Raw genomic sequence first — 10,663 nt, 5'->3', positions numbered from 1 at the left:
CGCAAGCGCCGCATTCGCCCGTCTGGCAGGGCCCGAACCCACATCATGTCGCCGCCCCCGGAAAGAGTGTCATGATCGCCGCGCCATTGATCATCCAGGCCAAAAGCGCAATCAAACCGCCGACCACGGCAAACACCAGATCATGCATCGGATCCCAGGCCTTCATCTTGCGGGCAAGGCGAACAACCACCGGATAGACCGCAATCATCGCCACGCCCTGACCAGCAATCGCACCAAACAGCCCGCCAAAATGCACACCGGCCAACAAGCCAATGATCATAAAGGCGGCCCGCGCCGATTGCAGGCCAAAGAATCTGCGGCTGTCCCCGGCGGCGACCGCCGTCTGATCATAGGTCAGCGCGACGATCAGCGGCAATTGCGCAATCGCAATCACCACCGCAACCGGCCCCGCCATGGCATAGCGATCATCATACATCACCCCGACCAACCACACCCCCGACGCGGCAAAAATCGCCTGAAGCACCATCAAGCCAGAGGTCACCATGACCCGCATCCGCCGCAGCTTGGCAAAGTTTTCGGCCGCGGCACCGGGCGGTGTTTCGCGGTAAATCGGGATCAGCACCTTGCGGGTGACCACCATGCCCAACAACATCGGGAAGGACGCCAGAAAGAAACCGATGTTATAGACGCCAAACTGATCAATCGGCAGATAGCGGCCCAAAATGATCTTGTCGCCCTGATGGAACAGGAACCCGACAAGGGTGGACAGGAAAATCCACTTGCCGAAATTTATCAGCTCCTGCACCGCAGGTTTTTCCCAACGAAACTGGTTGCCCCGTCCGGGCAGGAATTTCATGTTCAGCCAAAGCTGGGCCGCCATCGACACGATGCCCGACACCACCAAGGCAAAAACCGATTGCAGCCAATAGGCCAGCAAAATTGCGAAAAACACGCCCACCAGCTGGGTCGCGATTTCCAGAAGCGTCACCCGCCCCAGAATCAGGTGGCGGTTCGCGGTTTCCATTTTGGTCGGATTGAACCCCTGAATGATCAGCGTCAGGCTCATCAATGGCAAGAGCATCACAAGCTGCGGCTCGTCATAGACCTGCGCCAGCGGCCAGGCCATCGCACAGGCCGCCAGCCAAAGCCCAAACCCCCGAACGACCTGAATGGTCCAGGCGGTATCAAGGAAATCTGCGTCGTCGCCCCGTTTGCTTTGTTGAATTGCGGGCGAGACACCGACATCGGAAAACATCTGCAACCCTTGCAGAAACACCATGGTCAGCGCCATCAGGCCAAAAGCCTCGGGGAAGAGGATGCGGGTCAGAATGAGGTTCGAGCCCAGGCGCACCAGCTGGGTCATGCCAAAGCCACCGACGGTGAAAAGACCGGACCGCAAAGCACGCGCCGTCAGGGACCCGCCGCTCAATTTCCGCGCAATTGCCCTCATCTGCCGCGGCTCCATCCTGCGTCGCCGCCGAATTTCGTCGCCAGCGCCACCCCGGCGTAAACCGCAAAGCCAAACGGATCGCGCAGCGCCAGCCCCATCTTGCCGCCCAGACCGGGCGTCACCGAATCATCATTGGCGACCAGCGCGGGAAACTTTTCCCGGATCTCGTCGACACCGATATTCTGACGTCTACGCACCCGCACCAGCGCGGGCCAACCTTCGACCAGGGGCCAGCGATACCGCCCGGGCACCGCATGACGTTCTGCGCCGGCAAACTGCAAACGGGCAAATGTGTCATCGGAAATGATCGCGGGCCAATCGCCCCAGCGCGCACGCCCGGCGGCATTCACCGCGAACAACCCGCACCCCGGAACACCCTGACGGATAAACGGCACCCGGCGGTAAATCCGGGCATAGGCGCGTGACAGGGCGCTGTCCGGATCAGGAATTTCCAGCGTGCCACTGGCATAGGCCGCGCTGTCCTGCTGCAAAAATTGCGCCAATTGCCCCAACACATCACCATCCACAACCACATCAGCATCCAGGTAGGCACGCACCGGCGCGCGCGCAATTGCATCCCCGGCATTCAACGCCGCGATCTTGCTGCCCTCGGCCAGCTCAACCACATCCAGATGCCAGCCCCGCGCGGCAAAATCCGCCGCATACCCGCGTGCCACATCACCGGTCCGATCCGTACAGCCATTTGCGACCACAATCACCTGCGCATGATCCGGACCTTTCGACCCAATTATCGCATCAAGACAGGCACCAATCCAACGCTCTTCGTTGTGGGCAGGGATTACCACCGCCAAAATAAAGTTTTGGTTCAACGACACGATAAAACTCATAACAATTTTGTTCTTCTCTGTGGACTATACATGCAACTGTGGCCAAACCATGATGCGGCAAGGGAAAACGATGGATGGGCTGCATGTCACAAGGGGAAAAAATCGGGTATCTCGTCCCGCAGTTTCCGGGACAGACACATATTTTCTTTTGGCGTGAAATTGCGGCGATGGAAAAAAACGGCATCACGCCGGTGCTGTTTTCCACCCGCAAGCCGCCCGCTGGGCTGATCTCGCATGAATGGTCGACGGCGGCGATGGCCCGCACAACCTATCTGGGCGAGGTGTCTCTGACCTCTGCCCTGTCGGTTCTGCCCCGGCTGCCGTGGTCTGCGCTCTGGCGGGAAATCCGCCGCGATGGCCTCTCGGTGGTCAAGGATGCTGCAATCTGTGCGGCGGCGGCACAGGCGCTTTGCGATCACTGTGCGGAGCAGGGAATTTCCCATGTGCATGTCCATTCCTGCGCGCGCGCGGCGCTGATTGCGGCGCTGGCGCAGGATCTTGGCGGGCCAAGCTATTCCCTGACCTTGCACGGGCCGTTGTCCGATTATGGCAGCGCCCAGCGCTATAAGTGGCGCAATGCCAAATTCGCCACCGTGATCACCCGCAAATTGATAGCCGAAATGCAGGCCGATCTGCCGGACGATCTGCCGCGTCTGATTCTGCGCCCGATGGGGGTGGATACGGATTACCTCCGGCGGGATACCCCCTATGTTCCATCCGAACCGGGCGGGCCGATCCGGGTCTTTTCCTGCGGGCGGTTGAATGTGGTCAAAGGCCATCAGGATCTGATCGAGGCGGTGCGCCAATTGCGCGCAGACGATCATGATGTGACGTTGGAAATCGCCGGACAGGATGACGACGGTGGCAGCGGCTTCCGTCTGGTGCTGGAACAATTGATCAAGCAACATGGGCTGACAGAACATGTCACCCTGTTGGGCGCGATTGACGCCGCCGCGGTCAAGGCGAAACTGCTGGAGGCAGACATCTTTGCCCTCGCCAGCTGGCATGAACCACTGGGCGTCGCCTATATGGAGGCGATCGCCTGTGGCGTGCCGACCATTGGCACCAATGCCGGCGGGGTGCCGGAATTGATCGACGACGGGGTCGAGGGTCTGTTGGTGGCGCCAAAGTCGCCAGAGGCGCTGTCCGCAGCGATTCTACGCATCCATCAAGATCCGGCATTGGCCAGCCGCCTCAGCGAAACCGGACGCGCGCGGATCGAACGCGACTATCGTGCCAGCCTTGGCGCAGAGGTGATTGTCGAAGAAATGCGGCGGTCGCAGGGCTGAACGCGACACCGTTCGCGTCCCCCGCCCGTCCCCCTGCCTGCAACCTCTACTGCGCCTGCAACAGGTCGGCACCAATTTCGATATCCGCAAAGCGCACGGTTTCAATGTCGCGCAGATGGCTTACCTGTGCGCCGCGCCAAATCCGCAGAACATCCCCCGCCATATCAAACCCGTAATCGCCATAGGCCCCCGGCAGAACGGCGACATCATTGCCTGCCCCGCCATGCAGAAAATCGCCGCGCCCATGTGCGATCAACACATCATCACCGCCCAACCCGATCAAGACATCTTCTTCGCTGCTGCCTTCGATCCTGTCCGCACCATCAGTGCCGCGGGACATCACACCGTTTCTGAAGGTCTCTGCTGTGCGAACCTCCCACCATGCCGGCGTGTCGCGGTCAAAGGCCATCAACGCATCCCAACGCGGGTTGCTGTCGTCAAGATGCCGCAAATGCCCCCAACTGCCGTATTTCGACGGCGCGCCGACATCGACAAACGCATTGAACATCGTTCCGCCGACGGCCCGCCAGGCGCGCAACAGATCGGTATAGATCTCGGCCATGTCCGGCGTGTAATTCAGCTGATGGAAATAGGCGGTCATATCCGCATCTTCCAGCCATGGCCCCTGGCCCTGAATATGTGTCCCGCCCTCATACATCACCAGCGCCAGACCATGTTTGGCGGCAACCCCGGCGTGATAGGGCCAAAGCTCTTCGGTCAGCTCGGCCAAAGATCCTTCGCGCAGCCGGGCAATCGTCGGGGCAATTGTGCCCTGGAACCGATGTTCCCGCACATATTCCCGCAGCGCCACCCGCTGCAATCCCTGCGCCGCGCCGGCCGCGCGGGCGGTTTCCGCCGCTTCATCCAACAACGACCGAAGCTGACCGCCCCCGTCTTCGCTGCCAATGGAATGGCCGAAATAGCCCGACACCGCATAGGCCTGAAACCGGGTGACCGGCGCTTCATGGCCCTCAGCCTGCCACAACGGCGCTTGCAACAACGGTTCCTCCAACCCGGGCCAGCCGGTCTGGACAGCGATCACATTGACCAGCCGCGCCGGGGCGTCATCGCCAAACACATCAGTCCATAGATCGGCAACCTCTGCCGCGCGCATCCCGGCAAATTGCATCCAGCCGTTGTCGCCCGCCGCATCCCCCCAACGTGCCTCGGCCTGTTGACCGGCCCAGATCGCTTGCGGAAAAATCCGGTTCCAGAGCTCGTTTGAATATTCCACATAGACCTTCAATCGCGGATCAAGCCCGTCGCGGACCGTTTCGGCGTAGCGGCGGATGAAATCGTCATCGGCCATATGTGGCATCGGAATCCAGGGATCCGCCCCAACCAGATTGGCCAAGGTCAGCAGATGTTCCACCGGCACGCCGCGTTGGGCATAGCTGTAATCACTGACCCTTGCGCGATCCTGCCATGTCACCTTGTCAGAGCCATTGGTGAACATCCAATCCATGAACCGCAGACTGCGCAGATCGGCAATCCGGGCCACAAAATCGGGATTGAACACCATGCCGACCTCATGCAGCGGAATGTGATTTTCATGCACAATCGCGATGTCGCGGATGTAATCCCCGGTGCCTTCGGGGTCGGTTTCGCGGATCTGAACCGCAACCGTGTCATCGTCGGGCCGGAAGTTGAACCAGATTTCGTGATCGTTGCGCGCCTGCACCTTTGCCAGCCCGACAACATCCAAAGTCCCGCTGCCCTTCCATGTCATCCGGTAGCTGCCCCGGAGCGATTGCACCTCTTGTGGCAATTCCGTCAGAACAAAGGTCTCGATCCGGTCAACCCCATCCGGCAGACGGGTGACCCAGCCCTGATCATCGAACACCCCATCCGCCAACAGATCCTCATAGCTCCATGCGCCCCATGTGCTCTGGGTGTGGCCCACCCATCGGCGCGCGGTTTTCATCACATCGACAAACGGCTGTTGGGTTGACCAATCCGCAATCCCGTTCAACCCCATCCCAAGCGAAGGATTTTCCAGCCCGGAGGTATTGGCGGCCGGGATCGGCACAGGGGCCTCTGCCTGTTTGAGCGGTGTGTGACTGCCCCGCTCAACCTCGGTGTTTTCTGCCCGCTGCCGGGGGGCGGTGAAATCTGCCAGATGGTGCCAGATGAATTCGGCGGTGGCGGCATAATTCGCAACCAGCAGCGGATGCGCATCCTCGAACCGGGAAAAATCGGCGGGCGGCGGGGCATTATACAGCGCGGAATAGGTGATCAGCGCCGCGATCAGATAGGTGGTCGGCGTGCCGTGCGGCGCATCGTCGGTATAAAGATCCACCGGCGTGAGATCCTGCAAGGGGCCTTCGGTCAACAACCCGGTCAGGATCGACCCAACCGGGATCAGACGCACATCCAGCTCTGGCACCGCCGCCGCAACCCCGGCGTGATAATCCAGATACCAATCGTGATAATCGCCGGTGGTGAACGCCTGATACCGCCGATATTGCCACCACAATGGCGGGAACCGTTTCATTTCGGCCCAGCCTTCATAAAGAAACACGGTCGGACGCGCCCCATCCTGCATCGCCCATTTCGCCAGCTCCACCGTACCGCTGATCGCAGAGCGTTGGTCGGGAATATCCCCTTCATAGACGGCATCCGGGGCCTGATACTGGATGAAATTTTCCGGGTTTATCAACACGGTATCAATATCCGCAGCGGCAAAAGACCCCTGTTCCGCCGTATAGGACGGGGTGACGCCGGGAAAGGTCCATGTCGGGCTTGGCGGGATTTTGTCAGGAAATTCAATGCCAAAGGTATACTCACCGCTCAGGGCGAGATCACGCTCATCCGCCGCCGCCAGAAGGTTCAGCCAATAAGGCACCGCCGTGCCATCAGATTCGGTCGGATGGTCGATCAGCGAATTGCCCCAGACATAAACCCGCAGCTTGTCGACCTCTTGCGCCGGGGCAAGCCCGGGCAATGTGGCTGCCAAGACAAAGCAAATCACCCGGCTAAGAGAATTGAACATGAGCCTCACCTTGTATTGTTCCGCACCGACATATCCGTGAAGCTTATGACGACATTTTGGCAAATCACTTCACAATATCGCGTCCCCGCGCCCCGGATCACGTCACGGCATTGCGCTGATGATATTCCGGCTGATCCCAGGCCCCGGTTGTCATGATCTCGGCCAGGATTTCAACCGCACGGTCAACGTCATCGACCCCGATGTACAGCGGGGTAAAGCCAAAGCGCATGATGTTCGACGCACGGAAATCGCCAATCACCCCACGCGCAATCAACGCCTGCATCGCGGCATAGCCAGCGTCGAACCGGAACGATACCTGCGAGCCACGCTGATCGGCATCCCGTGGGCTGGCCAGCGTCAAATCAGGACAGCTGGCCTCGACCCCCGAAATAAACCGGTCACAAAGCGCCACAGATTGCGCGCGGATATCGGCCATCTTCACATCATCCCAGACATCCAGCGCCGCATCCAAAGCCGCCATTTGCAGGACCGGCGGCGTACCAACCCGCATCCGCGCCACGCCCGAGCCGGGGCGATAATCCGGCTCAAAGGCAAATGGCGCGTCATGGCCAAGCCACCCCGCCAGCGCCGGGCGCACCTGTGCGGTGGTGTCGGGGCGCAAGCTTATGAATGCGGGCGCGCCCGGCCCGCCGTTGAGGTATTTATAGGTGCAGCCAACGGCAAATTCCGCGTGCGAGCCGGCGAAATCCACCGGCACCGCCCCGGCGGAATGTGCCAGATCCCAGATCACCACTGCACCGGCGTCCTGCGCCCGTTTGGTCAACCGCGCCATGTCATGCATCCGCCCGGTGGCATAATCGACATGGGTCAGCATCAGCACGGCAATGTCTTCGCCAATCGCCGCCTCAACAGCCTCGGGCGCGACGACCCGCAATTCATGGCCACGGTTCAGGCTGCCCAAAAGCCCCTGCGCCATATAGAGATCGGTGGGAAAATTGCCGCTGTCGGACAGAACCACCCGGCGATCCGGGCGCATTTCCAACGCGGCGGCCAGCGCCTGATAGACCTTGATCGACAGGGTGTCGCCCAGCACCGTATTGCCCGGCGCGGCACCGATCAGCGCCCCGATCCGATCGCCAAGGCGGGTCGGCATACCCATCCATCCCGCCCGGTTCCAACCGGTGATGAGCATGTCGCCCCATTCGTCCACTGCCGCCTGTTGCAGACGGGCCGCAGCGGCGCGCGGCAAAGGGCCGAGCGAATTGCCATCAAGGTAAATCATCCCATCCGGCAGATGGAACATGGCGCGGGTCTTGGTGAAATCTGTCATGGGCTCAACATGCCACAACGCGCGGCAATGAAAAGCCGGTTTCTAGACCGAAACGTGTTTCAGCAAAGTCTCGCGGTCGGCGTCTTCGCGATCACGTTCCAACACCACTTCGCCGCGTTTCAGCACCACAAAATGATCCCCAAGATCATAAGCGAAATCAAAGAACTGTTCGACCAGAATGATCGCCATTCCGCCTTTGCCGCGCAGGTATTTGATCACCTCGCCGATCTGCTGGATGATATTGGGCTGAATGCCTTCGGTTGGTTCGTCCAGCAACAAAAGTTTCGGCTTGGTGATCAGCGCACGGGCAATCGCCAGCTGCTGCTGCTGCCCGCCCGAAAGGTCACCACCGCGACGGTTTCGCATTTGTTTCAGCACCGGGAACAATTCGAAAATCTCATCCGGCACAAAATGTTCGGATTTCGGCAGACAGGCATAACCGGTTTCGAGATTTTCCATCACCGTCATCAAGGGAAAGACATCCCGCCCCTGCGGCACATAGCCGACGCCCTTTTGTGCCAGGGCATGTGCCGGCAAACGGCCCATGGATTCGCCATCAATCAAGAGATCCCCGCCTGCGCGGGGATGGGTTCCGGAGATCGCCTTCAGGAGGCTGGTCTTGCCCACCCCGTTGGTGCCCATCACACAGGTGACCTTGCCCGCTTCTGCCTGCATCGAAATGCCGTGCAGAATTTGGGAATGGCCGTATTTCAGCGTCAAATCGCGGGTTTCAAGCATGTTATCGCCCCAAATAGACGTCAATGACGTCTTTGTTCTGTGTCACATGATCAAGGCTGCCTTCGGCCAAGACGGAGCCTTCGTTCAACACCGTGACCTTGCAATTCAGACGGCGGACAAATTCCATATCGTGTTCCACCACCACAACCGCATGTTTCTTGGCCGCTTCGACCAGCATGGTGGTGGTTTTCTCGCGTTCCGCTGGGGTCATGCCCGCCGCCGGTTCATCGACCAGCAACAGCCGGGGATCCTGGGCCAGCAACATGCCGATTTCCAGCCATTGTTTCTGGCCGTGGCTCAGCTCACCCGATTGGCGTTTCAACTCTTCGGTCAGGCCAATCAATTCGGCGATTTCTTCGATCCGTTCCGCCCCGCGTTTGCTTTTGCGATAGAACAGCACGTCGAACGGGCCGCGTTTGTTGGCCAGCGCCATGGCAAGGTTTTCGCGCACGGTCTGGGCCTCGAACACCGTGGGTTTCTGAAATTTGCGCCCCACGCCAGAGCGGGCGATTTCGCTTTCGCTCATTTTCAGCAACGACACGGATTTTTCGCCAAACAACACCCGGCCTTCGTCTGGTTTGGTCTTGCCGGTGATGATGTCCATAAAGGTTGTCTTGCCCGCGCCATTGGGGCCGATGATGGCGCGCATTTCCGGCTCGCCGATCTGAAAGCTGAGGTTGTTAATGGCGCGAAAACCATCAAAGCTGACCGTGACGCCGGACATTTCCAAAAGCGTTTTCATGGCTTGTCCTCTGCCTTTTTCATCACGATCAGGTCAAACAACCCGCCGATCCCCTTGGGGAAGAACAGGGTCACAGCGACAAAGCTGAGACCAAGCAGCACCAGCCACCAATCGGTCCATTTGATTTCATAAAACCCAAGATTGATGTTGGGCGCGCCACCGCCGGTGAACCAGCTGGACAGAAGCGAGACAAAGGCCGCGCCGATCACCGCGCCGTAAAGCCGCCCACGCCCGCCGATGGCCACCCAGACCGCAAGATAAATCGAGGCAATCGGCGCGATTTCCGCCGGATTGATGATGCCCGCCTGCGGATAATACAGCGCGCCGGCAATGCCCGAAACGATGGCCGTCAGGGTGAAAACAAAGAGTTTGTAGCTTTCGACATGATAGCCAAGGAAACGCACCCGTGCCTCGTTGTCGCGAATGGCGCGGATCACGCTGCCCATCTTGCCGTCGACCACATAGGCAAACAGCAGATAGCCCGCCCCCAGCGCCAGTGCCGAGGCCCAGAAAAAGGCAATGGAAATCGTGGCCTGTGGCGTCGCCTCAAACCCCGGAATATTCTGTAGCCCGGAAAGACCGTTGTTGCCGCGCAGGCCGGTGTCGTTCTGGAACAGATAGAGTGACAGGGCGAGTGTCATCGCCTGGGTCAGGATCGACAGATAGACCCCGGTAACGCGCGAGCGGAAGGCGAGCCAGCCAAAGACCAGCGCCAGAAGGCCGGGGATCAAGATGACGGCCAGAAGCTGCAATGGCAGCGAATGGGCAAAGGCCCAGATCGTAGGGAATTCCGAAGAACCGACAACGCCGAAGATCTGGCTGCCGATGGCGTCTGTTATCTCGCCCGAAGTGGGCGGAATGGCCCCGGATTGCAGGCTTTCGACGACAATCGCCTCTGTCCGGGCGTACATCAGCCACATGCCGACGGCGTACCCCCCGATGCCAAAGAAGGCGAAGTGACCCAGCGAAAGGATGCCGCAATAGCCCCAGACCACATCCATCGCGATGGCGATGAGACAGAGGCAGAGGGTTTTGCCCAGAGTTTTCACGAAAGAGGTCGAGATGAAGCCAATGCCTGTGGCCTCGGAGAGGGCGGTGACCGACAGGGTGAAAAGCCCAAGCGCCGCGAGGAAGATCAGGATCGACGGATTGCGGAAGACGAGAGAGCGGTTCATTGCTGGTGGCCCTTGATTTGGTTGCGCCGCGCTGGTGCGCGTCGCTGGGGGGTGGCGCGCGTTGCGCGCCGCCGGGGGGGGGGGCCCCCCCCCCCCCCCCCCGCCGATTTTTTTTAAAAAAAAAGAATTGGGGTTTTTTTTTTAAAAAAGGGGGGGCCCCCCGGGGTGGGGGGGCGG

8 protein-coding genes are annotated in these 10,663 nt (G+C 60.0%); 1 reads left to right on the top strand and 7 read right to left on the bottom strand.

Annotated features, from left to right (window positions below; translation table 11 throughout):
* Positions 1-43 precede the first annotated feature (43 nt).
* The gene (locus tag Q4577_RS08795) at positions 44-1,411 is read right to left on the bottom strand and encodes an oligosaccharide flippase family protein (RefSeq protein ID WP_303468171.1); all 1,368 of its coding nucleotides are present in this window, start codon (positions 1,409-1,411) and stop codon (positions 44-46) included.
* Entirely contained in the window at positions 1,408-2,259 is an 852-nt protein-coding gene (locus tag Q4577_RS08790; RefSeq protein WP_303468170.1) for a glycosyltransferase, read from the bottom strand. The genes Q4577_RS08795 and Q4577_RS08790 overlap by 4 nt, the downstream gene beginning before the upstream one ends.
* Positions 2,260-2,342: 83 nt before the next feature.
* On the opposite strand from Q4577_RS08790, the gene epsE reads away from it, so the two are divergent.
* Complete coding sequence (gene epsE, locus Q4577_RS08785; protein WP_303468169.1) at positions 2,343-3,548, top strand: exopolysaccharide biosynthesis GT4 family glycosyltransferase EpsE; 1,206 nt, start codon at positions 2,343-2,345, stop codon at positions 3,546-3,548.
* Positions 3,549-3,594: 46 nt separating this feature from the next.
* On the opposite strand, the gene Q4577_RS08780 is transcribed toward epsE, so the two are convergent.
* The 5 genes from Q4577_RS08780 to urtC all read right to left on the bottom strand — a co-directional run bounded on the left by Q4577_RS08780 (position 3,595) and on the right by urtC (position 10,486).
* Positions 3,595-6,540, bottom strand: a complete 2,946-nt coding sequence (locus Q4577_RS08780; RefSeq protein WP_303468168.1) for a calcium-binding protein — start codon at positions 6,538-6,540, stop codon at positions 3,595-3,597.
* Between the two features lie 97 nt (positions 6,541-6,637).
* Complete coding sequence (gene kynU, locus Q4577_RS08775) at positions 6,638-7,831, bottom strand: kynureninase (protein WP_303468167.1); 1,194 nt, start codon at positions 7,829-7,831, stop codon at positions 6,638-6,640.
* Positions 7,832-7,873: 42 nt separating this feature from the next.
* Positions 7,874-8,569 carry an urea ABC transporter ATP-binding subunit UrtE gene (urtE, locus tag Q4577_RS08770; protein WP_244690968.1) on the bottom strand — a complete coding sequence of 232 codons (696 nt, stop codon included), beginning with the start codon at positions 8,567-8,569 and terminating at the stop codon, positions 7,874-7,876.
* Between the two features lies 1 nt (position 8,570).
* Positions 8,571-9,311, bottom strand: a complete 741-nt coding sequence (gene urtD, locus Q4577_RS08765; protein WP_244690969.1) for an urea ABC transporter ATP-binding protein UrtD — start codon at positions 9,309-9,311, stop codon at positions 8,571-8,573.
* On the bottom strand, positions 9,308-10,486 hold the full coding sequence (gene urtC / locus Q4577_RS08760) for an urea ABC transporter permease subunit UrtC (RefSeq protein WP_244690970.1): 1,179 nt from the start codon (positions 10,484-10,486) through the stop codon (positions 9,308-9,310). The genes urtD and urtC overlap by 4 nt, the downstream gene beginning before the upstream one ends.
* Between the last annotated feature and the right edge of the window lie 177 nt (positions 10,487-10,663).

Origin of the sequence: Marinovum sp. 2_MG-2023 (assembly GCF_030548265.1) — a bacterium.
Lineage (GTDB): Bacteria > Pseudomonadota > Alphaproteobacteria > Rhodobacterales > Rhodobacteraceae > Marinovum.
The sequence above is the reverse complement of the archived record's forward strand: the minus strand, read 5'-3'. Positions and strand labels throughout refer to the sequence as shown.

Excerpts from the sequence above, each read along its gene's own strand:
- urtD (WP_244690969.1), bottom strand. The coding sequence starts at position 9,311 with ATGAAAACGCTTTTGGAAATGTCCGGCGTCACGGTCAGCTTTGATGGT.
- kynU (WP_303468167.1), bottom strand. The coding sequence starts at position 7,831 with ATGACAGATTTCACCAAGACCCGCGCCATGTTCCATCTGCCGGATGGG.
- Q4577_RS08795 (WP_303468171.1), bottom strand. The coding sequence starts at position 1,411 with ATGAGGGCAATTGCGCGGAAATTGAGCGGCGGGTCCCTGACGGCGCGT.
- Q4577_RS08790 (WP_303468170.1), bottom strand. The coding sequence starts at position 2,259 with ATGAGTTTTATCGTGTCGTTGAACCAAAACTTTATTTTGGCGGTGGTA.
- Q4577_RS08780 (WP_303468168.1), bottom strand. The coding sequence starts at position 6,540 with ATGTTCAATTCTCTTAGCCGGGTGATTTGCTTTGTCTTGGCAGCCACA.
- urtC (WP_244690970.1), bottom strand. The coding sequence starts at position 10,486 with ATGAACCGCTCTCTCGTCTTCCGCAATCCGTCGATCCTGATCTTCCTC.
- epsE (WP_303468169.1), top strand. The coding sequence starts at position 2,343 with ATGTCACAAGGGGAAAAAATCGGGTATCTCGTCCCGCAGTTTCCGGGA.
- urtE (WP_244690968.1), bottom strand. The coding sequence starts at position 8,569 with ATGCTTGAAACCCGCGATTTGACGCTGAAATACGGCCATTCCCAAATT.